The organism is Roseateles depolymerans, assembly GCF_003387155.1.
GTDB lineage: Bacteria > Pseudomonadota > Gammaproteobacteria > Burkholderiales > Burkholderiaceae_C > Roseateles > Roseateles depolymerans.
Map to the genome: position 1 here is coordinate 822,923 of NZ_QUMT01000003.1, position 23,730 is coordinate 846,652.

The window sequence follows — 23,730 nt, forward strand, 5'->3', positions numbered from 1 at the left end:
CACAATCACCTCGGTGACAGTGCCGGTCCTGAAAACTCTTACATCCCCGCCGGCCCGATGAGCGCGTCCGGGGGTCAGGACTTGGCATTGGCGGCGGCCGCCGCCGCTGCCGACGCCGCCGCCTTGGCCGCCAACTGCTCCCGCATGCGCTTGAGCTTTTCGCGCGGGTCTTCCTTGATGCCGCTTTCGTGCAGTTTCATCTCCGCGATGAAGCGGCTCGGAACGCCGATGACCGTCTCGCGGTTCTTCTTGCGGCGCCGCAGCGTCGATACCGCCAGGGTGCGCCGGGCGCGGGTGATGCCCACATACATCAGGCGCCGCTCTTCCTCCACCCGGGCCGGTGTCATGTCCTCATCTTCGGACTTGAACGGCAGCAGGCCCTCGTTGACGCCCGCCAGGATCACATGCGGCCACTCCAGGCCCTTGGAGGCGTGCAGCGTGGTGAGCACGACCTGGTCCTGCTCTTCCTTGCGCTCGGCCAGGGAGAGGATGACGCTGATGGTCTGCGCCACCTCCAGCAGGGACTGGCGAGGACTCTCGGTGGTGATGCCGCCGTCGGTCGAGATCTCGCCGCCGCAGCGCTTGGCCACCCAGTCGACAAAGTCCAGCACATTGCCCCAGCGGGCCGCGGCGACTTTCTCGTTTTCCTCGTTGTCGAGCAGGTGCTGCTCGTAGCCGATGTCCTTGAGCCATTCCAGCATCAAGGCCTTGCCCTCCTCCGCCCCCACCGTGTGACGCGCCCGGTATTCCAGGTCCACGATGTAGCGGCCGAACTCGTGCAGCCCGTGCAGCGCCTTGCTGGAGAGCGTGGCCTTGAGGGATTCGGCAAACAGCGACTCGAACATCGAGAGCTTCCACTTGGCCGAGAACTCGCTCAGGTGCCCCAGCGTCTGGTGGCCGATGCCGCGCTTGGGCGTGGTCACCGCCCGCAGGAAGGCGGGGTCATCGTCCTGGTTGACCAGCAGTCGCAGCCAGGCGCAGAGGTCCTTGATCTCGGACTTGTCGAAGAAACTCTGCCCACCCGAGACCTTGTAGGGAATCTCCGCCCGGCGCAGCGCCTGCTCGAACACCCGCGCCTGATGGTTGGCCCGGTAGAGGATGGCGAAGTCCGCGAACTTGGTGGTGGGATGCTGGGCCCGCAGCGACTGGATGCGCGCCACGGCGCGCTCGGCCTCGTGCTCCTCGCCGTCCGCCTCGATCAGCACGATGGGGTCGCCTTCCCCGAATTCGCTCCACAGTGTCTTGGGGAACAGCTTGGGATTGCTGCCGATGACATTGTTGGCGGCCCGCAGGATGGCACTGGTGGAGCGGTAGTTCTGCTCCAGCGGAATCACCTTGAGCTGCGGGAAGTCCACCGGCAGCTTCTTCAGGTTCTCGATGGTCGCGCCGCGCCAGCCGTAGATGCTCTGGTCGTCGTCCCCCACGGCGGTGAACATGGCGCGCTCGCCCACCAGGCACTTGAGCAGTTCGTACTGCACGGCATTGGTGTCCTGGTATTCGTCCACCAGCACGTACTTGAGCGTTTCCTGCCACTTGCCGCGGGCCTCCTCATTGGTCTGCAGCAGCTTGAGCGGCAGGCCGATGAGGTCGTCGAAGTCCACCGCCTGGTAGGCCGTGAGCCGCTCCTGGTAGCGCTGCATCACCACCGCCGCAGCGCGCTCCATGTCGTCCTTGGCATAGGCCAGCGCCTGCTGCGGGCTGAGGTTCTGGTTCTTCCACAGCGAGATGGTCCACTGCCAGCTCTTGGCCGTGGCCGCATCCGTCGTGCCGCCGGCATCGCGCAGCACCGACAGCACGTCGTCCGAGTCCAGGATGGAGAACTGCTCCTTGAGACCCAGATGCCGTCCGTCCTCCCGCAGGATGCGCACCCCCAGCGAGTGGAAGGTGGAAATCACCAGCTCCTGCCCCGCCTTGTTGCCCACCATGTGCCGGGCGCGTTCCCGCATCTCCTGCGAGGCCTTGTTGGTGAAGGTGATGGCGGCAATGTTGCGGGGGCGGTAGCCCTCCGACAGCAGCTTGGCAATCTTCTGGGTGATCACCCGCGTCTTGCCTGAGCCCGCTCCGGCGATCACCAGGCAGGGGCCGGCCAGATGGTGCACGGCCGCCAACTGGGCAGGGTTGAGCAGGAACTCGGACATGGTGAAAGTCTGGGGCAAGGAGCAAGGGCGGGCCAAGGATGATACCGGGGGGTACAGTGCGGACCATGAACGTGACCCTCCTCCTTGCCAACGTCGTCACCGGTCTGGTGGCGTTGATCCATGTCTACATCCTGGTGCTGGAGATGTTTCTCTGGACGAAGCCGGCGGGCCGCAAGGCCTTCGGCCTGACGCCGGACTTCGCCCAGGCTACCCGGGTGCTGGCGGCCAACCAGGGGCTCTACAACGGCTTCCTCGCCGGCGGCCTGATCTGGGGCCTGCTGCTGGGCGGCGCCGGCTTGCCGGTGAAGCTGTTTTTCCTGGCCTGCGTGCTGGTGGCGGGGCTGTTTGGCGCGGCCACGGCCAGCCGCAAGATCCTGTACGTCCAGGCCCTGCCGGCGCTCATCGGTTTGGTGTTGTTCGGACTGGGCGGCGCCTTCACGGCCTGAGCGGCGCCCTCGGCGTTATCGCCTTCACCGGCTTCACCGGCTTCACCGGCTTCACCGGCTTCAGCGGGTTCTGCGGGTTCTGCGGGTTTAGCGGCTTCACCGCTCGTGCCGCCTTACTCCGGCAACGGGACACCCCAGCGGGCGGACAGGCGCGCCAGTTCACCGCTGGCGCGCAGGCGCTGCATGCCGGTGTCGACCAGCCACTGCCATTCACCGCCGGAGGCCTCCAGGCTGAAGGCGAAGTGACCCCGCAGCCGTGCAAACGGCGGCTGGCACATCACGACCGCCTCGGTCAGGCCCAGCTCCTGCAGCACCGGCTCGGAATTGCGCTGGTTGGCCGCAATCAGGTCCAGCCGGCCCAGTTGCAGCATGCGCAGGGCCGTGGCCAGGTCCCGCACCTGGGTCAGATTCAGCTGGCGGCGCGCCAGCTCGAAGCGGTCGCCATACACCCATCCTTGCACCGCCCCGATCTGGAGCGACCGCAGCGCCGCGAAGTCGTCCCGCCACAGGTCCTGGCTGCCGGCGCGGGCATAGAACACCATGGCGTCTTCGTAGAAAGGCTGGCGTGAGAACCGCATGCGCGTCTCCCGCTCGCGGGTGCGGTAGGGCCCGACCAGGATCTGCGTCGCCCCCTGCTCCAGCATCGCCTGCGCGCGCAGCCAGGGGTAGATGTCGTACGACGGCGTGAAGCCGGCAGGCACCAGGATGGCGTCCAGCAGGTCCACCGCCAGGCCCTGGACTCGGCCGGAGGACTGTGCACCGGAGGGAGGCGCGCCGGGGACGGGCTCGAAGAGCCGGGCAAACACCGTCCCGGCCACCAGCACCGGACGCGAGGGGCGTTCGCTCCGGGCCATGCCGCCGAGGGAGGCCAGCAAGGGGCCCGCGGAGAGCTGGAGCAGGTGACGGCGACGCATCGGCATGTGGGCGGATGATAGGGGCGCCACCCGCTTCACAGCAATGCGGACTGGGGGGACGGCACCAGCAGCGCCTCCTTCAGCGGGTCGCCCCGCCACGGGCTGCCGGTGGCCCCATGCACCGCAAAGGCTTCGGCCAGCACCGACCCCACCTGCAGCAGTTCCTCGCCGCTGAGGTCTGCGCCCACCAGGAACACGCGCCGGTCGCCGATGCCCTGGGACCGCAACCCGTACATCCGCGGTTTGACCCGCATGCAGTAGCGGTCCGCCAGTTCCTGCCCCATGAGGGCCGGCAGGCGGACCAGATAGTGACCGCGCCGCCGGTCCTGCGCCCACCAGCGGGGCAGCACACGCCCCTGGCGGGCCGCGGCCGCACAGTCGGCCAGCGCCTGCGCCACCCACGGCGCGCAGCGATCGTCCTCACGCGCATCACGGTCGAATCGGGACCAGTCCCGACCCGACATCGGTTTGATTTTGAACACCATGTTGTCTCCGTCACCACCGCTCATCACCCGGGCCAGACAGGCCTCGATCCATCAGGAAAATCGTAGGTTCGAGGAAGGACCTCGCGCAATTCACTACTAAAGGTGGATCGACTGCCTGTCGGCACTAGCAGGGATAGGGCATCGGGATTCGCGGCACTTGGGTGTCGGATGACTATCGCGGTGTCGCAGGCAGGCGTGAGAGACCGCTCCCATGGAGGATGAGCGCCGCACGCCATGTCGCAGGCGGTGCGGCAGGTGCGGCAAGCGGGGGAAGTGCGGAAGGTGCGGGGAGAAGAGGCTGTCCAGGCGGCGGGAACCCCTGTCATCCGCCTCGGCGGCGGTACGCCTGACTCGTTGCGGTCAGTGCGCCCGCAACAACAGCCAGACCAGCAGGGCCGCCACCGCCAGCACGGCCAGGGCCCCGGCGACACGCTCCACCACCGATGCGGCCGGCGGCTTCAAAGGCGCGGAAGCCTGTGCGGGCGGGGACAGCGGGGACAGCGGCATCGGTGCCGACGGCCGCGCCCCCGCGCCAGCGCCTCCCGCGCTGGCATGAGCGACCCCTGACCCTGGCCGCCCGTGGCCCGCCGCCTGCGTGGCCGCGGTGTCGTCCAGCCAGGTGCTGACGGCCTGCGCCAGCACGGTGCGATCCGGGAAGGTGTGCCCGTCGGTCATGGCCCGGTCCAGCAACCGGTCCAGGCTCTCCCGGTGCGCCGCCGACAAGGACAACCAGGACTGCAAGGAGGCCACCGGCGTGGCCGAGGCTTCCACGGCCACCGCGTCCGCCCGCGCATCCGCAGCGCCCTCTCGCCTGGGCAGGCGACCATTGATCAGCAGCCCCAGCAGTCGTCCCAGCGCATAAGCCTCGCTGGCCGCGTCCGGGCGTGCGCCGGTCCGCTGGCGCGGATCGGCCAGCGGCTCCGCCGCCCGCACCAGCACCGGCGGCGCCTGGGATCCGCGCGGCGCCAGGCCCTGGCCCAGCCAGCACAGCTGCTGGGAGGGGCTGAGCCACAGCATGCCGGGGTCCAGCTCGTGCAGCACCAGGCCGCGCGCCTGGGCGGCGTCCAGCAGGGCCACCAGTTCCAGCAGCAGCTCCATGCGCCGCCGCAGCGGCAGCGCCATGGCCACCCGCATCAGCGGCGCCCCTTCCATGAACGGCACCACCAGGTAGGGACTGCCGCCCGGACTGAGTCCGCTGTCCAGCGGCGGCCCATAGCCCGGCACTGACGCCCGCCCCAGCGCCTCGGACTCCTCCGCAAAGCGCATCAGCACGGCCTGCGCATCCGCATCGCTACGATAGACGATGGCCAGCCCGGCCTCCGCGGTGGCCAGCGCATGCTCCACCCGGAACCAATGGCCCGAACCCACCTCGAACAGCGCCGCCGTGATGCGCCAGACCCCCAGCCGCTCGCCCACCGCCGGCAGCGGCGGGGCGGCGCGCGGAGAGGCGTCCGGGGACGAGGCCCGTGAAGAGGCGAAGGGGTCGGTCATGGGCGCCGATCCTAGCGCAGCGATACTTGCGGACATGCCCCCGTTTCGGGGCCCGCCGCCCGCCGTCACCGGTTGGCGCCGACTGCCTTTGCCCGCCACTGGTCATGCCGCTGCCTCGCCCGCCTCGTTGTGCTCCCGCCTCTCCCGTGTCTGAACGACGCCTGCCGGCACGCCCGCCCGGGCTGGCTGGCAGCCTGCTGCTGAGGCTGACTCGAGGCCTGTTCCTGGGCCGGGGCCTTGGGATGGGGCTGGCGGTGGGGCTGACAGTACTGACAGTAGGGGTGGTGGCAGGCCTGACGGTCGTCCCGGAAAGCGTCCACGCGGCGCCGTCCGCCTACAAGCAACCCTCCCCCGCCATCCGCGAGCTGCTGGATGCCCCGCTGCCCACCCGGCTGCTGCCCTCGCCGGACCGCCAGAGCGTGGCCCTGATCGAGCAGCGCCGCTACACACCGCTGGACGAGCTGGCCCGGCCGGTGATGCGGCTGGCCGGCGCCCGGTTCGACCCGCGCAGCGCGACGCCGCAGAACGTCGTGGGCATCCTCCACCTGAAGCTGCGGCCGCTGCTGGAGCCCGACGCGGCCGAGCGCGTGGTGGAACTGCCGGCCGGCGGCCTGTGGCACAGCTTCGCCTGGGCGCCGGACGGCCAGCGCTTTGTCATCGCGCGCCGCACCGACACCGGCGATGAACTGTGGGCGGGCGCCACCAGCAACGGGCAGCTCTGGCGCATCTACAACGTCCGGCTGAACAATGCCATCGACCCCGACGACCTGGCCTGGCTCAGCGCCAAGGAAGTGGTGGTGCTGACGGTGCCCGACCAGCGCGGCAGCCCGCCCTCGCGGCAGCAGACCGGCCCGGTCATCCAGGAGAACCACGGCAAGGCCTCGCCGGAACGCACCTATGCCGACCTGCTGCGCAATCCAGCCGATGAAAACGCCTTCGAGTACTACGCCCGCTCGCAGCTGACGCTGGTGGACATTTCCAGCGGGCAGAGCCGGGACCTGGACAAGCCCGATCTCTTCACCAGCATCTCCGCCGTGGGCAACGGCCAGGCGCTGCTCACCGAGCGCCTCACGCGGCCCTTCAGCTACAACCTGACCTTCGACGATTTCCCCACCACGGTGGAAGTGCGTCAGCGCGACGGCAAGGTCATCCGCGAGCTGGCGCGCATGCCGCTCAAGCAGGGCGTGGCCATCGACGGCGCGCTGCCCGGGCCGCGGGTCTTTTATGCATCGCCCACCAAGGATGCGGCGGTGTACTGGGTGGAAGCGCTGGACGGCGGCAATCCCAATTCGCGGGCGGCTTTCCGCGACCGGGTGATGCGCCTGGACCCGCCCTACACCGGCGAGCCGTTCGAGGTGCAGCGCATGCCCTACCGCTTCACCCGGCTGCGCTTTCTGGACGACGGCCTGCATGCGCTGCTGACCGAGGAAGACCGCAGCCGCGGCTGGACCCGCACCTACCTGCTGCCGCTGCGCGGCACGCAGAGCCGGCCGCTGTTCGAGCATTCAGTGCGTGAGCGTTACCGCCATCCCGGCGTGCCGCTGATGCGCACCCTGCCCAATGGCCAGCAGGCGGTCCAGACGCTGGGCGGGGACCTGCTGCTGGTGGGCCAGGGCGCCAGCCCGCGGGGGGACCGTCCGTTCCTGGACAAGATCTCGCTGCGCGACCTGAGCGTGCAGCGCCTGTTCCAGTCGGCCGATGGCGTCTACGAGCTGCCGCTGGCGGTGCTGGACGACCGGCGACTGCTGACGCAGCGCGAGGCGGAGCACGAGCCGCCCAACCTGATGCTGCGGGAGACCGGCACGGGCGGCAACGCCGGGCGCGTCACCGCCCTGACCCGGCTGAAGGACCCCACCCCGCAACTGCGCGCCGTGCGCCGCGAGCTGGTGACCTTCAAGCGCAGCGACGGCGTGGAGCTGTCCTTCTGGATGTACCTGCCCCCCGACCTCAAGGAGGGCGACCGCCGTCCGGCGCTGGTCTGGGCCTATCCGCTGGAGTTCAATGATGCCGCGCTGGCCAGCCAGCTCAGTGGCTCCCCGGGCCGCTACATGAGCTTCAGCTCGATCAGCCCGCTCAACCTGCTGATGGACGGCTATGTGGTGCTGATGGATGCCACCATGCCGGTGGTCGGGGATGCACGCACGATGAATGACAACTTCATCGAGCAGATGACCATGAATGCACGGGCCATCCTGGACAAGGCCGAGGAGCTGGGCGCGGTGGACCCGCGCCGCGTGGCCATCGGCGGCCACAGCTACGGGGCCTTCATGACGGCCAACCTGCTGGCCCACACCAAGCTGTTCCGCTGCGGCATCGCCCGCAGCGGCGCCTACAACCGCACGCTCACCCCGTTCGGTTTCCAGAGCGAGCGGCGCTCATTGTGGGAAGCCAAGGACGTCTACCTGAAGCTCTCGCCGCTGCTGTTTGCTCAGCAGATCAAGGAGCCGCTGCTGCTGATCCACGGCGAAGCGGACAATAACTCCGGCACCTTCCCGATGCAGAGCGAGCGGCTCTACCAGGCCATGGCCGGACTCGGCGGCACGGTGCGCTACGTGCTGCTGCCGTATGAGGCCCATGGGTATGCCGCGCGCGAATCGGCCGGGCAGGTGCAGTGGGAAATGAGCCAGTGGCTCAAGGGCTGCGTGGGAGATCCGGGCAGCCGCTGAGCAGCGACCGCTGGCGCCGTGAGACCACCGCGCCAGGAAAGACTTACAGCGATCGCGTCTGGAAGGTGTCGCAGTCGCGGATGCTGCCCTGCGCCAGACCCCGCTTGAACCAGCGCTGACGCTGGTCGCTGGTGCCGTGGGTGAAGCTCTCCGGCACCACCTCGCCGCCGGAGCGGCGCTGCAGGGTGTCGTCCCCGATCTGCGAGGCGGCATTGAGCGCCTCGTCGATGTCGCCCGCTTCCAGCCAGCCCTTGGACTGCTGCGAATGGTAGGCCCACACCCCGGCCAGGCAGTCCGCCTGCAGCTCCACCCGCACGCTGGTGGCATTGGCCTCCCGCTCGGACTGGCGGCGGCGCAAGGCATCCACCTTGTCGGTCACGCCCAGCAGGTGCTGCACATGGTGGCCCACCTCATGGGCGATGACATAGGCCTGCGCAAAATCCCCGGGCGCGCCCAGGCGGTCCCGCAGGGTGCGGTAGAAGCTCAGGTCAATGTAGACGCGGCTGTCCCCAGGGCAGTAGAAGGGGCCCATGGCCGAAGCCCCGCGGCCGCAGGCGGTCTGGACCCGGTTGCTGAAGAGCACCAGCCGGGGCGCCTGGTAGGTCTGGCCGGCGGACTGGAACACCCGCGTCCAGACGTCTTCGGTGTCCGCCAGCACCACGGAGACGAACTTCGCGCCCGCGTCCTGCGGATGGGCGCCCGGCCCCGCCGGCGCGCTGCGCTGCTGCGTCGGTGCCGACGACACGTGCCCGCCACCCCCACCATCGGCCAGGCCCAGCAGCGCCATCGGATTGATGCCGAAGATCCAGCCCGCCACCAGGGCGATCACCACGCCCCCCAGGCTCAACCCGCCGCCACCGATCGAGAACCCACCCCCGCCGCCGCCGCCATCACTGCCGCGCAGGTCGTCCACGTTGTCGCTTTCGCGTTGACCTTCCCATTTCATGAGCTTCTCCTGGCCCGGACCCCGCGTCCGGCGCATTGATCGTCCGACGCTGCCTCGGGCACCCGTCGTGCCCGCCATTGCATCATGGGCGGGGCCGACTCGCCGACGTCGCCTGACACGGGAACGCAGTGCCGACATATCGCCCATAAAGATCGCATGTCGAACTGTTCCCGTCCAAATATCATTTTTAGCGCTTATAAATAGGAACTGTACCTCTCTCCCTAGGGAGAAGATTCGGCAAAATCGACTCATGACTGCTATTGCACGCCCCCCGGAAGAACTGCAAGAGGACTTCAGCACCCGTGAAGTGGCTCAGCGCCTGGGCATGGCCGTGCGATCCGTTCAGCTCATGGTGGACCGGGGTGAACTGCAGGCCTGGCGCACGCCGGGCGGCCACCGCCGCATCCTGCGCAGCTCCCTGGATGCCTGGCTGACGGGCCGGGGTCTGGCGCCGACCAAGGGGGGCGATGCGCCCGCCGCCGCGGAAGCCGCCCGCAAGCTCCGGGTGCTGCTGATCGAGGACTCGGTGCACTACCAGAATCTGGTGGCGCTGCTGGTGTCCCAGCAGTTTCCGGAACTGGAACTGCACACCGCCAATGACGGCATCGGCGGCCTGGTCATGTATGGCCAGCTGCAGCCGGACGTACTGCTGGTGGACATCCTGCTGCCCGGCATCGACGGGGCGGCGCTGGTGACCAGCCTGCGCTCCCAGCCGCTGTTTGCGCATTGCGAGCTGATCTTCATCACCGCGCTGGACGAAGATCAGCGCCAGCCCTACGCCTTTGCGCTGGCCGATCTGCCGGTGATCCACAAGCCGCGCCTCGTGGCCGACCTGCCGCCGATGCTCACGGCCGCCATCCAGCGCCTGAGCGCGACCACCACCGCCTGACATGGCCGCGCCGGTGCGGGTCCTCCTGGTGGAGGACGATGCCTCGCTTCAGCGCTTCGTGGCCATGGCGCTGGAGGACCAGGACGTCCTCCTGGTGGGCTGCACCTCGGTGGATGAAGCCCTGCTCACGCTGGGCCGGCACGGATTCGACCTGATCATCACCGACCTCATGCTGCCGGTCCGCCATGGGCAGGAACTGCTGGCGGAACTGCGGGCGCAGCCCGAGCTGCGGCGGGACGCCATGCTCGCGGTGTTCAGTGCAGGGCTCAATGCGCAGGTCCGGCGGCAGCTGGAAGGGCTGGGGGTGGGGCGTTTCCTGGTCAAGCCCTGTTCCCTGGCGGAGCTGCGGGCCTGTGTGGACGAAGCGCGCAAGGCGCCGGGAATGTCCGAGGCGACGGACCGGCACGCAGCACAGCCGTCCACGCAGACACCTCCGCAAGCACCTGCGCAGACGTCCAAGCAGCCCTCCGAGCAGCCCTCCAAGCAGCCCTCCAAGGAAGAGCAGCAGGCGGACGCCATCGCCACCTTCTTCGGTGACAACACGGCGCTGTATGAGGCTTTCCTGGCGCGTTGCAAGGCGCAGTTCCCCAAGGATCTGGCGCAGGGACGCGAAGCGGTGCAGCGGGGCGATGCGCAAAGCCTGCGCCATCTGGCCCACAGCCTCAAGAGCGTGTTGACGACGCTCGGATATCCCGAGGCGGCCGCCACCGCACGAGCGCTGGAAGATCTGGCGCATCAGGCCAGCGCAGATCCTGCCGGTCATGCGCAAGCGCTGCGGGACGCCTGGCAGCGCCTGGACGCGGCGGTCAGCCAACAGCTCTGACGCAGCCGGCGCCGATCATTTCCAAACTGGAAAGAGTGATTTGGGCTGGCTGAGGATTCCGCCCCGCCCCGCAATGTCCGACAGTCCTTCCATCGCAGCCGGTCTTCCGGCCGCCCCAGAAGGAACCCACGACATGCCTGCCACCACTGCCCACCCCGGCCTCACGCCCGCCTCAGCCGCCCTTCGGTCTGCCGGCCTGTCGTAGCGCCCCTCGCGCCCCGTTCGTCCCCCCTCTCTTGATGCCCTCCGCCCCGCCGGCTCGCCGGGGCGGCGTGGCCCCGCTTTGCCTGCGAACCACCCCCAAGGAGACTTCCATGACCACCCCCACGCCTTCCGTCACCCCTTCCCTCACGCTGCACCACTTCGCCCTGTCGGGCCACTCGCATCGTGTGCAGCTCATGCTGTCGCTGCTGGACCTGCCGCACGAGATCGTGCCCGTCAACCTGCGCAAGGGCGAGCACAAGTCCGAAGCCTTCCTCCGGTTCAACCCCTTCGGCCAGGTGCCGGTGCTGCAGGACGGCGACACGGTGCTGTTCGACTCCAACGCGATCCTGGTCTATCTGGCGCGCCGCTATGACCCCTCCGGCCGCTGGCTGCCGAACGATGCCAAGGGCCAGGCCGCCGTCCAGGCTTGGCTGTCGGTCGCTGCAGGGCTGGTCGCCTTCGGGCCGGCCGCAGCGCGCCTGATCACGCTGTTCGGCGCCAAGCTGCATGCCGACGAGGTCATCGCCCGGTCCCATCAGCTGTTGCAAGTGATGGAAGGCGTCCTGGGTCGCGACGACTTCCTGGTCGGGTCATCGGCCACGCTGGCCGATGTGGCCGGCTACAGCTACATCGCCGCCGCCCCCGAAGGCAATGTGGACCTGGCGCCCTATCCGAATGTGCGCGCCTGGCTGGCACGGATCGAGGCCCTGCCGGGCTTCGTGCCCTTCCCCCAGTCGGCCGTCGGCCTGTCTGCCTGAATCCACGGCGGCCGCCAAGGCCCCGTCTCCAAGTCCCGTCTGCGCGTCCCGTCTCCACGACCCTTCAGCGCCGGAGCCCTCCATGAACGCCTCCCTCATCCGCCAGGACAACCCCTTCCACGCCGGTGAGCAAGCCGTGCAGCAACGCCTGGGCGTTGCCGAGCGGATGCTGGGCATCGGCCAGCGGGTGGTGCGCACCTACATGCCGGCGCAGCACCGCCAGTTCTATGGGCAACTGCCCTTCATCATGGTGGGCTCGGTGGATGCGCAGGAGCGTCCCTGGGCCTCGGTGCTGGTGGGCGAGCCCGGCTTCATCGAGTCCCCGGACGACCATCACCTGCGCTTCACCGCCCGGCCGGTGGCGGGGGACCCCCTCGCCGAGGGCTTGCACGCGGGCGCGCCGCTGGGCTTCCTGGGGATCGAGCTGCACACGCGCCGGCGCAATCGCGTCAACGGGGTGGTCAGCGGGGTGCGGCCCGACGGCTTCGACCTGGACGTTGAACAGACCGTCGGCAACTGCCCGCAATACATCCAGGGCCGGGACATGCACTGGGTGCGGGACCCGCAGGACCTGCAACCGCGCCAACGCGAGGCCCTGACCCAACTGGACGGGCCGGCGCGTGCGCTGATCGGGAAGGCGGACACCCTGTTCATCGCCAGCCATGCGCCAGGCGCGGGGGCCGATGTGTCGCACCGCGGCGGCCGGTCGGGCTTCGTGCACATCGAGGACGACCGGACCTTCCTCGTCCCGGACTTCCTCGGCAACCACCTGTTCATGACCTTCGGCAACCTGGCGGTGAACCCGCGCGCAGGCGTGTTGTTCATCGACTTCGACACCGGTGAAGTGCTCACTCTCACCGGCCGTGCCGAGGTGGTCTGGGACGGCGAACTGCTCAAATCCGTCGCCGCCTTCGAAGGGGCCGAGCGGGCCTGGCGCTTCCATGTGGAGGCGGGCTGGCGACTCAGCGAGGCGCTTCCGCTGCGCTGGCGCTTCCGGGACTGGTCCCCCAACTCACTGATCACCGGCACCTGGGACGAGGCCGCTGCACGGCTGAAGGCCGCCGACCTGGCCCAGACCTGGCGGCCCTACCGCGTGGCCCGCATCGTGGACGAGAGCCGCGTCATCCGCTCCTTCCACCTGCAGCCGGACGACGGCCAGGCGCTGCCGCCGCTGCAGGCCGGGCAGCACCTGCCGATCCGGCTCGGCGCGGCCGGCCCGATGCGCACCTACACCGTCTCTTCGGCGCCCGGGGACGATCACCTGCGGCTGAGCATCAAGCGCGACGGCCAGGTGTCCACGCAGATGCATGAGCAGTTGCGGGTGGGCGACGTGATCGAGGCGATGGGCCCGCGCGGCCAGTTCACCCTCGATGCCACCGAAAAGCGGCCCGCCGTTTTGATCGGCGCCGGCGTCGGCATCACGCCGATGATGGCGTTCCTGCGCCACATCGTCACCGAGGGCTTCCGCCGACGCGGCACCCGGCCGACGCATGTCATCCAGGTGGCGCACGACGCCCAGGTGCGGGCCTTCGGCGCCGAGCTCGACGCGCTCGCCGCCCGTGCCAATGGCGCGGTGCGCGTGCACACGGTGCTCAGCGACGCGCCGGCGGGGGCCCTCCAGGGTCCGCTCACCCTCGAGATGCTCAAGAGCCTGCTGCCGTTCGACGACCACGAGTTCTATCTCTGCGGCCCGGGCGGTTTCATGCAGTCCCTCTACGACGGGCTGCGCGGGCTGGGTGTGCGCGATGAACGCATCCATGCGGAAGCCTTCGGTCCCGCGTCCCTGACGCGGCGTGCGGACGCGTCGGCCACTTCTTCGGCACCGGCGGCACCGGCGGCGCTGCCTCCGGCCAAGGAAGCCACGGTGGTCTTCAAGCGCAGCGGCGAGGCGTCGGTCTGGAAACCGGAGCACGGCAGCCTGCTGGAATTTGCGGAAGGGAAAGGCCTGTCGCCGCCCTTCTCATGCCGGGCGGGCCACTGCGGCAGTTGCCTGACGCGCGTCCAGTCCGGCGCCGTGACCTATGCCAAGCCGCCCGCCTGGAAGACCGGACCGCAGGAAGCGCTGCTGTGCTGCGCGGTGCCGGCCGCGGGGGACGACCTGGTGCTGGATCTGTAGACGAGGCCGGGTCGGGCGCGCACCCCAGGCCCTAGCGCAGCGCCGGATGGGCGCGCAGCGCCTGCACCGCCAGATCGATGAAGCCCCGCACCTTCTGCGTCGCTCGCCGGCCTTCGCGGTGGACCACATGGATGGGCAGCGCCGGTGTCTCGAAGGGCTCCAGCACGGTCTCGAGCGTCCCCTGCCGCAGCGCATCCGCCACCTGGTAGCTCAGCAGGCGTGTCATGCCGAAACCGGCCACCGCCGCCGCAATGGCGGAGTCATTGCTGCTGGTGCGGATGCGCGCCCGCAGGCGCTGATGCAGCGGTTTGCCATCCTCCTGGAACTGCCAGTCCACCTCCACCGGCGCACCGCCCCGCGCCACCAGCGTGTGCCGGGACAGGTCCGAGGGATGGTCGGGTCGGCCATGCGCCTGCAGATAGGCCGGCGAGGCCACCAGCACCTGGCGCACCGTCCCCACCTTGACCGCCTGCAGCGAGGAATCCGGCAGCTCGCCGATACGGACCGCCACGTCCACGCCCTCCTCGTCCAGGTTGACGATGCGGTCGACGAACAGGCACTGGGCGTCCACCTCGGGGCAACGGGTGAGGTAGTCCACCAGCACGGGCATCACATACAGGTGGCCGAACAGCACCGGCGCCGTCAGCACCAGCGTGCCCCGTGCGGCCGCATGCGTGCCACTGGCGGCGTCTTCGGCCGCTTGCAGATCAGCCAGGATGCGCCGGCAGTCTTCGGCGAACCGGGCCCCCGCTTCGGTGACGCGCACGACCCGCGTGGTGCGCGTGAGCAGTCGCAGGCCCAGCCGCTCCTCGAGCTCCGCCACGGCCCGGGTGACGACCGGCGGCGACAGGTCCAGCTTGCGCGCCGCGCTGGCAAAACCGCCTTCGTCCACCACGGTCACAAAAACCGTCATTGCCTGCAATCTGTCCACGCCCGGCCTCCCTGGTCAGCCGGGGGGATTGTCGCCCTCGCGCGCATCGACTTCGCGCAGCAGCGCCACCAGGGCCCGCAACCCCGCGGGGGCCAGCCGCTGGCCCGGGTAGTACAGCGCCAGGCGGCCCACGCCAGGGGTCCAGTCCTGCAGCACCTGCACCAACCTTCCGGCTTGCAGGTGGGGCCGCGCGGCCCAGGCGTTGATGTAGACAAGGCCGATGCCGGCCAGCGCCGCCTGAAGACGCAGCCCGTTGTCATCCAGCGTCAACGGTCCATCGACGTCCAGCGAGACCGTCTCCCCTTGCCGGATGAATTCCCATCGCCACAGGGCACCGCTGGCCAGTCGATTGCGGATGCAGCGGTGGGACGAGAGGTCATGCGGGGTGGTTGGCGCCGGCCTGTCGCGCAGATAGGCGGGCGACCCGACGACCACGAAGCCCTGCTCGGGGCCGAAGCGGGCGGCCACCATGTCCTGCGGCACGCTGGAGGCCAGGCGGATGCCGGCGTCGAACCCCTCGGCGACGATATCGACCATCCGCCCCTCGGTCACCACATCCACCTGCATGTCCGGATAGCGCTGCAGATATTCGGGCAGGCAGCTCGCCAGCAACTGATGGGCCGCCGCCTCGGACGTGTTGATGCGCAAGGTGCCGGCCAGACGCGGGCTCTGGGCCCGGGTGGCGTCCATGGCGCCTTCGATCTCTTGCAGCGCGGGGGCGATCCGGGCGAGGAACTCCCGCCCCGCTTCCGACAGCGCGACACTGCGGGTGGTGCGGTGGAACAGTCGCACGCCCATGCGCGCTTCCAGCGCAGAAACGGCATGGCTGACCGCGGACGCGGACTGCCCCAGGTCGGCGGCAGCAGCGCGAAAACTCTGGCGCGCGGCCACCGCAGCCACCGCTTGCAGGCCGGAGAGGTCGGTGCGCCTCATGCCGAGCCCCCTGCGCACGCCCATTGGTGAATTGATTTCACGTCCACGTGCCGCATTCTGCTACTTATCTTGTCAATGCGGAGCCACTACCTTTGAGGAATCTTGATTTCCAACGGAGCTTCCATGTCCCGCCTCACCACGCCCTTCGACTTCCATTCCACCGCCCGCGACGTCTTGCGCGACGTGGATCTCACCGGCCAGCGCGCCCTGGTCACTGGCGGTGCGTCGGGCATCGGGCTGGAAACGGCCCGTGCGCTGGTGAACGCCGGCGCCGAGGTCACCCTGGCCGTGCGCCGCCCGGAGGCCGCGCAGGCGGTCGCGCAGGAGCTGCGCGCCGGCGGGCGAGGGGCGGTCCACGTGGCGCCGCTCGACCTGGTCGACCTCGACTCGGTGCGCCGCTTCAGCGCAGACTGGCGGGGTCCACTGCACATGCTCGTGAACAATGCCGGCATCATGGCCCTGCCGGAGCTGCAGCACTCCGCGCAAGGTTGGGAGCTGCAATGGGCCACCAACTTCCTCGGCCATTTCGCACTGACGGTCGGGCTGCATGCGGCGCTCAAGGCGGCCGGCGGTGCACGTGTCGTGTCCGTGAGTTCCAGCGCGCAGTTGCTGGGACCGGTCGTGTTCGATGACCTGCACTTCCGCTTCCGCGCCTACGAGCCGTTCGCGGCCTATGCCCAGGCCAAGACCGCCTGCGTGCTCATGGCGGTGGAGGCGACGCGCCGCTGGCGGGATGATGGAATCCTGGCCAATGCGCTGCACCCCGGCGCGATTGCCACCGGCCTGCAGAAACACACCGGCGGGCTCAAGACACCCCCGGAGCGCCGCAAGACCCCTGAGCAGGGCGCAGCCACCTCGGTGTTGCTGGCCGCCTCGCCGCTGCTCTCGGGCGTGGGAGGGCGTTATTTCGAGGATTGCAATGAGGCGCCGGTGGTGGACAGCCGCCCCGCGGATTTCACCGGCGTTGCGCCCTATGCACTCGATGCCGACAACGCACGGCGCCTGTGGGTCCTGGCCAGCACCGCCATCGGCTTGCCGGCGTGAAGGCCAGTGCGGCACTGTTTCCGCTTCCGTAACGCTGTCTTGGACACGGCACGGATTGCCTCCACATCCGCAAGCGCCGACAGTGGCATCACCCTCAGGAGATGCCCATGCTGCCCGCCCCCTTCTACAGCGAACTGCCCGGTGACCTGGGCGACGACACCGCCTGGTTTGCCGCGTCCCGGCCATGCATGCCACCGGTCCGGCACGCCTTGTCGTGGACGGCGCGCCTGCGTCTGAGCGTCAGCCACGCCTGGCCTGCCCGCACCGCGTCCGCAGGGGAGCCGCTGGAGCGCCTCGCCCCGGCGGCGTCTACCGCCGCCCGCTGATCCGCTGTTTTCAGTGGCGACTGATGCTGTTCAGCCGCGGGTTTGATCCCTACGCTTGGCGTCATGGAATCGCGTGGTGCCGCCATCCGATGCCTTCCGCGGGTGATGCCCGCCCCAGGAGCCTTGCCATGTCGATCGCGCAACCCTTGCAGTCCGCTGCAGCCCCTTCCTGCAACGGGCAGTCGCTGCTCGACCTGGTGCAGACCCTCAATCCCACCGCCTTTGCGGCGCTGCTGACGCCGGACGGTGAGGTGGTGCATGTCAACCAGCCCGCCCTGGCGTTCCTCGGCGCCGCCCCTGATGACGTGCTGGGTCGTCTCTTTCCCGACACGCCCTGGTGGCAGGGCTGCGAAATCGCCCGGCGCTGCCTGCGGCGGGCCATCAAGCTCGCCCGACGAGGCACGACCAGCCGCTTTACCCAGCAGGCGCAGGCGCCGGACGGAAGCTGGCACACCCGCCAGTTCCTCCTGCTGCCGGTCACCGATGGCAGCGGTCAGATCGTACAGTTGCTGGCCACGTCGGTTCCCGCACTCCCCGGCGGCGTGACGCCTCTGGACGTCGGCACGGGCCTGCCCAACCGGGCGGTCCTGCGTCAACGCCTGCAAGACGCCTTGCAGTGCCATGAGGCCCTGGACCTGCTGCTCATCGACCTGGATCGATTCAAGCGCATCAACGATGCGCTCGGACAGGCGGCCGGTGACGAGCTGCTGCGGCGAGCGGCGCAGCGGCTGAGCCAAGCCCTGCCCGAGGCCGACCTGCTGGCCGGCGTGGGCGGGGACGAATTCGCCGTGTTGCTGCGTCCCGGCAATCCGGCGGCCGCTGGCGAGCGGGTGCTGGCGGCATTTGCCCAGCCCTTCGAGCTGGCCGGCCGCGAGGTGTTTGTCAGCTGCAGCATCGGCTGCGCCAGTGCCCCCGCTGACGGCGGCGACGTGAGTGAGGTGCTGCGCCAGGCCGCCACCGCCCTGCAGCTCGCCAAGGCCGCGGGCCGCAACGGCGTCCACGTGTTCACCGCCGAACCCGACGAGACCGATCCCCACGCCCTGAGGCTGGAGACGGCCCTGCGCCGTGCCATCGAGCGGCAGCAACTGCGCCTGCACTACCAGCCCCAGATCGAACTGGCCAGCGGCCGCATCATCGGGGCAGAGGCCTTGCTGCGCTGGCGCCATCCGGAGTTGGGCGAGGTGTCACCGGCCCGGTTCATCCCGATCGCTGAGGAAAGCGGCCTGATCGGTGCCATCGGCGACTGGGTGCTGCGGGAAGCCGTGACGGCCGCCGCGGCCTGGCAGCGGGCCGGGCTCGCCCCCATCCGCATTGCGGTGAACCTGTCCGGCCGCCAGCTTCGCCAGCCCGGGCTGGCAGCGGCCATTGAGCAGTTGATGGCGGACAGCGGCCTGGACCCATGCTGGCTGGCCGTGGAAGTGACCGAGAGCATGCTGGTGGACAACTTCGCGCAGACCTCGGCGACGCTGCAGCGGCTGCATGCACTGGGCATCGAGGTCGCCATCGACGACTTCGGCACGGGCTACTCGGGCCTGCACTATCTGCGGCAGCTGCCGGTGGACGTGGTCAAGATCGACCGCGGCTTCATTCCGGACATCTCGGCCCCCCTCAGCCAGGTGTCCATGACACGCGCCCTGATCCAGTTGGCCCACAGCCTGCAGATGCGGGTGGTGGCCGAAGGGATCGAGACCGAGGACCACCGCCGCCTGCTGGCCCAGCAGCACTGCGATTTTGCGCAGGGCTTCCTGTTCAGCGCCGCACTGCCTGGCGACCAGTTCCAGGCCTTGCTGCAGCACCGCGCCGACACCTGGGCACGGCCGGCCCCGCAGCAGGCAGACGCTCTCAGCTTCAGTTGACCTTGGAGGCTCCCGTGCTCATGCCCCCGCTCCGCGACACCCCCGACCTGCTCGAAAGCCTGGGCTTGGCCGATGGCGCCACGCTGGCCGATCTGGACATGCTGACCCGCGCCGCCCGCATGCTGACCGGCGCCAGCCATGCGTTCGTCTCATTCGCCGACGACCAGTACCTCTGGCCAGCGTCTGCCTCCAGGACACCGGGAGAATGCAAGCCGCTGCACAGCGCCTACTGCTCGGCCCTGCTGGCCAGCGACGAGCGCAACCTGGTCAGCCGCAACGTACTGCAAGACCCACGCACCCAGGCCGTGGTCCGCCAGCCTGGGGACCCGAGGATCGTGGCTTATGCCGGCACCCTGCTGCGGGATGAGGCCGGCCGGAAACTGGGCACCCTGTGCGTCACCGACACAGTGGAGCGGGACTTCGACGCCGAACAACTGGCGCTGCTGAATGGCCTGGGACGGCAGGTGATGAACCTGGTGTCGCTGCGTGCCGCCAAACGCCAGCTCACCACCGCGCTGGCCCAGATGACCACGCTCGCCCGCGTGGACACCCTGACGGGCCTGCTGAACCGCCGTGCCTGGCAGGAGGAGGCCGAGACCCTGCGCAAGCTGGTGCTGCGGCAATCCGGCCACGTTTCGGTGGCGGCGCTGGACCTGGATCACTTCAAACGCATCAACGACTCGCGGGGACACGCGGCCGGCGATGCAGTGCTGTCCGCGCTGGGGAAGTTGCTGGCCAAAGCGCTGCGCACCACCGACCGGATCGGCCGCATCGGGGGCGAGGAGTTCGCCGTCATCATGCCGTTCACGACGCCCGAGGCGGCTGCCGCGCGACTGGATGCGCTGCGGCAGCGCATTGCGACGCACCGCATCATTGACGGCGACGAGCGGCTGGCGGTGACGGTGTCTTGCGGCGTGGCCGGCGTAGACGCCCAGGACGCCGGCATCGATGCGGCGCTGCGCCGTGCCGACCAGGCGTTGTATGACGCCAAACATGCCGGGCGCGACCGCGTGCGGGTGGCCCCCGTCAGCGCCCGGCCACTCGCCGTCAGCGGCTGATATCGGCCGACGGCCTTGCGTCGCCGTCAGATCACCAGCGGATCGATGTCCACCGCCCAGCGCAACACGCCCTTGTGGCGCTTGCGCAGGCCGTGCAGCGTCGGCAGCCAGTCGCGCAGGAAGCGCTGCAGCTGGCCACGATGCCCTGCCTCGATGAGCATCTGGAAGCGCTCGACATTGGCCACCCGGGCCACCGCCATCGGCACCGGCGGGTAGATCAACAGCCCCATGGCCAGGGGCAGCTCCTGCGCCTGCGCCTGGGCGGCTTCCAGGAACTCGCGGGCCGCTTCCACCGTCCGCCCCTCCGCCCGCACCAGCGCCAGATGGGCAAAGGGCGGCAGTCCCGCAGACATGCGCTCGGCCAGCTGGCTGCCGGCAAAAGCCTCGTAGTCGTGCTTTTGCAGCGCCTGGAACAGCGCGTGGTCCGGATACCAGGTCTGCACCCACAGCTCGCTGCGGGACGCCTGGGCCGCGTCTCGTCCCGCACGGCCGCCCACCTGCATCAGCAGGGAAAACAGCCGCTCGGGCGCCCGGAAGTCATTGCTGAACAGGGCCCCGTCCGGATTCACCGCCGCCACCAGCGTGATGCGCCGGAAGTCGTGACCCTTGGCCACCATCTGCGTGCCGACCAGCACATCCACCTCGCCGTCATGCACTGCGCCGAGCTGCGCCTCCAGGCTGCCCTTGAGCCGGGTGGTGTCGGCATCGATGCGGGCGATGCGGGCGCCGGGCAGGGCCTCGGCCAGTTGCTCTTCCAGACGCTCGGTCCCGCGGCCCAGCGGCGCGATGTCCGGATTGCCGCAGGACGGACAGGCCCGTGGCACCCGCTGCGAGACGCCGCAGTGGTGGCAGCGCAGCGTGCGGTCCTCGCGGTGGAAGACCTGATGCGCACTGCAATGCGGGCAGTCGCTTTTCCAATTGCATTGATCGCAGTGCAGCACCGGCGCATAACCGCGGCGGTTCAGGAAGACCAGGCTCTGCTCGCCCCGCGCCAGCCGCTTGCGCAGCGCATCCAGCAGCGGCACCGACAAGGCGGTCGTCACGCCCTTCTTGCGCTCGAGCCGGTTCATGTCGAACAGGCGCACGGTGGGCAGCTCACCGCCGCCGATGCGCTCGGTCAGGTCGATGCGCCGATAACGGCCTGCCAGCGCATGCTGCCAGGTCTCCAGCGACGGAGTGGCCGATCCCAGCAGCACCGGAATGCGCTCCAGGTGGCCGCGGTAGACCGCCAGGTCCCGCGCGGAATACCGGGCGCCGTCCTGCTGCTTGTAGGACGGGTCATGCTCCTCATCCACCACCAGAAGGCCCAGTCGCGGCAGCGAGGCGAACACCGCCAGCCGGGTGCCCAGCACCAGCTGCGCGCGACCCAGATGGGCGCTGAGCCAATGCCGCAGGCGCTGCGCGGGCGTGAGGCCGCTGTGCAAAGACACGATGCTGTGACCGGCAAAGCGGGCCGCGAAGCGGGCTTCGAGCTGCGGCGTCAGGTTGATCTCGGGCACCAGTACCAGCACCTGGCGGCCCTGCGCCAGCGCGTCCTCGGCGGCGCGCAGATAGATCTCGGTCTTGCCGCTGCCGGTCAGCCCCCACAGCAGCGCCGGCGGCGGACTGGCCTGCGCGGCCAGCGCCTGGACGGCCGCCAGGGCTGCGCTCTGCTGCTCCGTGAGGGCGGGCCGCTCGGGCGGCGCTTGGTCGGCGGCACGCGCGGCAGCGGCTTCCGCCTTGTCCAGCTTTTTCAGCCGCGCCTGCAGTTGCGCAGCATCGAGTTCACGCAGTTGCGGCGGCAGCACGGCCAGGGCCAGCTCCCCCACACTGCGCTGGTAATAGGCCGCTGCAAAGTCCAGCAGGCGGCGCCAGGAGGCGGACAGCGGCGGCAGCGCATCCAGCGCAGCGCCGACCGGTCGCAACTGGTCTTCCGGCAGGGCATCGCCGGCCGCCTCGCCGCTGGGTGGATCGTCCCAGACGATGCCCAGCGTGTCGCGACGGCCCAGGCCCACCTGCACCAGCGTGCCCGGGGCCAGGTCTTGTGGCCCCAGGTAGTCCAGCGGGCCGGTCAGGCCGCTGTGCTGCGGCGCGTCCACCGCAACGCTCACACGACGCCACGATGCCGTGGACGGCTGGGCGGGCGTGGAGGGCTCTGCGTCGCTCATCCGGCCCTCCCTTGGCGCACCGGGCCGGACCTGCCATCGCTCACTGCAGCGGCGTGTCCGTCATGCAAGGTTGCCTGAGAAAAACGCGCCAAGTCCATGATTTCCAAGCTTGCCCACACCAGCGACCTCAACCTGTGGATAACTTTGTGGGAAACGGCCGCATTTCTTCCGACAACTGCGCGATGACTTCGGGAAGGGGGAAAACGCCAAGCGTTCGGGCAAACCCGAATACTTGTTTGAAATCAATGACTTGCGTGCCCATCCGGGAAAATCCTAGCTGCGGCATGACCGGTGTGCTGCCTTTGGGTGACATGCACGGATTTGGGGATAACTGCTGTCCAAGGTCCGGTCAATCCCACGTGAGTCGGGCTCAGACCGGCTGGCGCAGGAGGCGGGAATGGCGGTGCACCTCGTCCACCAGTTCCGCGACGTGATCGGGCGGGGTGAACTGGCTGATGCCGTGGCCCAGGTTGAAGATGTGGCCGCCCCACTGACCGTCCGCCCGCTGCGGACGGCCGAAGCTGTCCAGCACGGCGCGGGTCTGCTCGCGCACCACGACCGGCGGCGCGAACAGCACGTTCGGATCCAGGTTGCCCTGGAAGGCCACACGGTCGTTCAGGCGCTGGCGCGCCTGGCCCAGGTTGACGGTCCAGTCCAGGCCGACAACGTCGGCGCCGGCATCGGCAATTTCGTCCAGCCACAGGCCGCCGCCCTTGGTGAAGAGCAGTCGCGGCACGCGGCGGCCTTCATGTTCGGTCTTGAGCTGCGACAGCACGCGACGCGAGTAGTCCAGGCTGAAACGCTGGAACGCGCCATCGGCCAGCACGCCGCCCCAGGAATCGAACACCATCACGGCCTGGGCGCCGGCATCGATTTGCGCATTCAGGTAGGCGGCCACCGCATCGGCGTTGATGGACAGGATGCGATGCATCAGGTCCGGACGCGCATACATGAGGCTCTTCACATGACGGTAGTCGTCCGAGCCGCCGCCCTCCACCATGTAGCAGGCCAGCGTCCAGGGGCTGCCGGAGAAGCCGATCAAGGGGACGCGACCGTTCAGCGCATGACGGATGGAGGTGACCGCATCGAACACGTAGCGAAGCCGTTCCATGTCCGGCACTTCCAGCGCGGCCACCGCGGCTTCGTCGCGGACCTGCTTGGCGAACTTGGGGCCCTCGCCCGCGGCGAAGCTCAGGCCCAGGCCCATGGCGTCCGGCACGGTGAGGATGTCGCTGAACAGGATGGCAGCGTCCAGCGGGTAGCGGTCCAGCGGCTGCAGGGTCACCTCGGTGGCGTAGTCCTTGTTGGTCGCCAGACCCATGAAACTGCCGGCACGTTCGCGGGTGTCGCGATACTCCTTCAGGTAGCGACCGGCCTGGCGCATCAGCCAGACCGGTGTGTAGTCCGTGGGCTGGCGCAGACAGGCGCGCAGGAAGGTGTCGTTCTGAAGTGGGGCGCTCATACACGGATTATCCATGGGGTGCATGGGATACTGATTTGCGTCAGGTCACAAGCCGGACATCCGGGGGCACCCTCTTGGGGGCATGGCCTTGAAATCC

19 protein-coding genes are annotated in these 23,730 nt (G+C 69.3%); 10 read left to right on the top strand and 9 right to left on the bottom strand.

Features of this window, described 5'->3' with window-relative positions; all coding sequences use genetic code 11:
* Window positions 1-74: 74 nt before the first annotated feature.
* On the bottom strand, window positions 75-2,138 hold the full coding sequence (locus DES44_RS17505) for an ATP-dependent helicase (protein ID WP_058933508.1): 2,064 nt from the start codon (window positions 2,136-2,138) through the stop codon (window positions 75-77).
* Between the two features lie 65 nt (window positions 2,139-2,203).
* On the opposite strand from DES44_RS17505, the gene DES44_RS17510 reads away from it, so the two are divergent.
* Window positions 2,204-2,584, top strand: coding sequence for a DUF1304 domain-containing protein (locus tag DES44_RS17510; protein WP_116001688.1), 381 nt, complete (start codon window positions 2,204-2,206; stop codon window positions 2,582-2,584).
* A gap of 113 nt (window positions 2,585-2,697) precedes the next feature.
* Here DES44_RS17510 and DES44_RS17515 read toward each other — a convergent pair whose 3' ends face one another.
* The 3 genes from DES44_RS17515 to DES44_RS17525 form a co-directional block, all read right to left on the bottom strand.
* Complete coding sequence (locus tag DES44_RS17515; RefSeq protein ID WP_058933506.1) at window positions 2,698-3,504, bottom strand: substrate-binding periplasmic protein; 807 nt, start codon at window positions 3,502-3,504, stop codon at window positions 2,698-2,700.
* 29 nt (window positions 3,505-3,533) lie between these two features.
* Window positions 3,534-3,983, bottom strand: a complete 450-nt coding sequence (locus DES44_RS17520) for a hypothetical protein (RefSeq protein WP_147307124.1) — start codon at window positions 3,981-3,983, stop codon at window positions 3,534-3,536.
* A gap of 360 nt (window positions 3,984-4,343) precedes the next feature.
* The gene (locus tag DES44_RS17525) at window positions 4,344-5,474 is read right to left on the bottom strand and encodes a serine/threonine-protein kinase (RefSeq protein ID WP_058933504.1); all 1,131 of its coding nucleotides are present in this window, start codon (window positions 5,472-5,474) and stop codon (window positions 4,344-4,346) included.
* Between the two features lie 146 nt (window positions 5,475-5,620).
* Between DES44_RS17525 and DES44_RS17530 the strand changes: the two genes are divergently transcribed.
* Complete coding sequence (locus DES44_RS17530; protein ID WP_147307125.1) at window positions 5,621-8,140, top strand: alpha/beta hydrolase family protein; 2,520 nt, start codon at window positions 5,621-5,623, stop codon at window positions 8,138-8,140.
* A gap of 43 nt (window positions 8,141-8,183) precedes the next feature.
* On the opposite strand, the gene ypfJ is transcribed toward DES44_RS17530, so the two are convergent.
* Complete coding sequence (gene ypfJ, locus DES44_RS17535; protein WP_058933502.1) at window positions 8,184-9,086, bottom strand: KPN_02809 family neutral zinc metallopeptidase; 903 nt, start codon at window positions 9,084-9,086, stop codon at window positions 8,184-8,186.
* A 250-nt stretch (window positions 9,087-9,336) separates the two neighbouring features.
* On the opposite strand from ypfJ, the gene DES44_RS17540 reads away from it, so the two are divergent.
* From DES44_RS17540 to DES44_RS17555, 4 genes are all read left to right on the top strand, one after another.
* A complete protein-coding gene (locus tag DES44_RS17540) occupies window positions 9,337-9,975 on the top strand; it encodes a helix-turn-helix domain-containing protein (RefSeq protein WP_058933501.1) in 639 nt (212 codons plus the stop codon).
* Window position 9,976: 1 nt separating this feature from the next.
* Window positions 9,977-10,798: a response regulator gene (locus DES44_RS17545; RefSeq protein WP_058933500.1), complete on the top strand. Its 822-nt coding sequence runs from the start codon at window positions 9,977-9,979 to the stop codon at window positions 10,796-10,798.
* A gap of 314 nt (window positions 10,799-11,112) precedes the next feature.
* Window positions 11,113-11,760, top strand: coding sequence for a glutathione S-transferase family protein (locus DES44_RS17550; protein ID WP_058933499.1), 648 nt, complete (start codon window positions 11,113-11,115; stop codon window positions 11,758-11,760).
* Window positions 11,761-11,842: 82 nt separating this feature from the next.
* Entirely contained in the window at window positions 11,843-13,876 is a 2,034-nt protein-coding gene (locus DES44_RS17555; RefSeq protein WP_058933498.1) for a pyridoxamine 5'-phosphate oxidase family protein, read from the top strand.
* Window positions 13,877-13,907: 31 nt separating this feature from the next.
* Here DES44_RS17555 and DES44_RS17560 read toward each other — a convergent pair whose 3' ends face one another.
* Entirely contained in the window at window positions 13,908-14,807 is a 900-nt protein-coding gene (locus DES44_RS17560) for a LysR family transcriptional regulator (RefSeq protein WP_058933497.1), read from the bottom strand.
* Between the two features lie 15 nt (window positions 14,808-14,822).
* Complete coding sequence (locus DES44_RS17565) at window positions 14,823-15,740, bottom strand: LysR family transcriptional regulator (RefSeq protein WP_058933496.1); 918 nt, start codon at window positions 15,738-15,740, stop codon at window positions 14,823-14,825.
* Window positions 15,741-15,863: 123 nt separating this feature from the next.
* Here DES44_RS17565 and DES44_RS17570 point away from each other — a divergent pair, with 123 nt between their 5' ends.
* The 4 genes from DES44_RS17570 (at window position 15,864) to DES44_RS17580 (ending at window position 20,024) form a co-directional block, all read left to right on the top strand.
* Window positions 15,864-16,784 (top strand): SDR family NAD(P)-dependent oxidoreductase, encoded by a 921-nt coding sequence (locus tag DES44_RS17570; protein WP_058933495.1) that lies wholly within the window; start codon window positions 15,864-15,866, stop codon window positions 16,782-16,784.
* A 107-nt stretch (window positions 16,785-16,891) separates the two neighbouring features.
* The gene (locus DES44_RS25120) at window positions 16,892-17,110 is read left to right on the top strand and encodes a hypothetical protein (RefSeq protein ID WP_058933494.1); all 219 of its coding nucleotides are present in this window, start codon (window positions 16,892-16,894) and stop codon (window positions 17,108-17,110) included.
* Window positions 17,111-17,238: 128 nt separating this feature from the next.
* Window positions 17,239-18,966: a GGDEF domain-containing protein gene (locus DES44_RS17575; protein WP_058933493.1), complete on the top strand. Its 1,728-nt coding sequence runs from the start codon at window positions 17,239-17,241 to the stop codon at window positions 18,964-18,966.
* Between the two features lie 20 nt (window positions 18,967-18,986).
* Entirely contained in the window at window positions 18,987-20,024 is a 1,038-nt protein-coding gene (locus DES44_RS17580) for a sensor domain-containing diguanylate cyclase (protein ID WP_147307126.1), read from the top strand.
* A gap of 26 nt (window positions 20,025-20,050) precedes the next feature.
* Here the strand turns inward: DES44_RS17580 and DES44_RS17585 are convergent, their stop codons facing one another.
* Together DES44_RS17585 and hemE are read right to left on the bottom strand one after the other, a co-directional pair.
* Window positions 20,051-22,171 (bottom strand): primosomal protein N', encoded by a 2,121-nt coding sequence (locus tag DES44_RS17585; RefSeq protein ID WP_058933491.1) that lies wholly within the window; start codon window positions 22,169-22,171, stop codon window positions 20,051-20,053.
* Window positions 22,172-22,541: 370 nt separating this feature from the next.
* Window positions 22,542-23,633, bottom strand: a complete 1,092-nt coding sequence (hemE, locus tag DES44_RS17590; RefSeq protein ID WP_058933490.1) for a uroporphyrinogen decarboxylase — start codon at window positions 23,631-23,633, stop codon at window positions 22,542-22,544.
* Window positions 23,634-23,730: the final 97 nt, after the last annotated feature.

Coding starts and splice junctions, on each gene's coding strand:
- DES44_RS17520 (WP_147307124.1), bottom strand. CDS start 3,983: ATGGTGTTCAAAATCAAACCGATGTCGGGTCGGGACTGGTCCCGATTC.
- DES44_RS17510 (WP_116001688.1), top strand. CDS start 2,204: ATGAACGTGACCCTCCTCCTTGCCAACGTCGTCACCGGTCTGGTGGCG.
- DES44_RS17525 (WP_058933504.1), bottom strand. CDS start 5,474: ATGACCGACCCCTTCGCCTCTTCACGGGCCTCGTCCCCGGACGCCTCT.
- DES44_RS17545 (WP_058933500.1), top strand. CDS start 9,977: ATGGCCGCGCCGGTGCGGGTCCTCCTGGTGGAGGACGATGCCTCGCTT.
- hemE (WP_058933490.1), bottom strand. CDS start 23,633: ATGAGCGCCCCACTTCAGAACGACACCTTCCTGCGCGCCTGTCTGCGC.
- DES44_RS25120 (WP_058933494.1), top strand. CDS start 16,892: ATGCTGCCCGCCCCCTTCTACAGCGAACTGCCCGGTGACCTGGGCGAC.
- DES44_RS17515 (WP_058933506.1), bottom strand. CDS start 3,504: ATGCCGATGCGTCGCCGTCACCTGCTCCAGCTCTCCGCGGGCCCCTTG.
- DES44_RS17565 (WP_058933496.1), bottom strand. CDS start 15,740: ATGAGGCGCACCGACCTCTCCGGCCTGCAAGCGGTGGCTGCGGTGGCC.
- DES44_RS17570 (WP_058933495.1), top strand. CDS start 15,864: ATGTCCCGCCTCACCACGCCCTTCGACTTCCATTCCACCGCCCGCGAC.
- DES44_RS17585 (WP_058933491.1), bottom strand. CDS start 22,171: ATGAGCGACGCAGAGCCCTCCACGCCCGCCCAGCCGTCCACGGCATCG.
- DES44_RS17540 (WP_058933501.1), top strand. CDS start 9,337: ATGACTGCTATTGCACGCCCCCCGGAAGAACTGCAAGAGGACTTCAGC.
- DES44_RS17550 (WP_058933499.1), top strand. CDS start 11,113: ATGACCACCCCCACGCCTTCCGTCACCCCTTCCCTCACGCTGCACCAC.
- DES44_RS17555 (WP_058933498.1), top strand. CDS start 11,843: ATGAACGCCTCCCTCATCCGCCAGGACAACCCCTTCCACGCCGGTGAG.
- DES44_RS17575 (WP_058933493.1), top strand. CDS start 17,239: ATGTCGATCGCGCAACCCTTGCAGTCCGCTGCAGCCCCTTCCTGCAAC.
- DES44_RS17580 (WP_147307126.1), top strand. CDS start 18,987: ATGCCCCCGCTCCGCGACACCCCCGACCTGCTCGAAAGCCTGGGCTTG.
- DES44_RS17505 (WP_058933508.1), bottom strand. CDS start 2,138: ATGTCCGAGTTCCTGCTCAACCCTGCCCAGTTGGCGGCCGTGCACCAT.
- ypfJ (WP_058933502.1), bottom strand. CDS start 9,086: ATGAAATGGGAAGGTCAACGCGAAAGCGACAACGTGGACGACCTGCGC.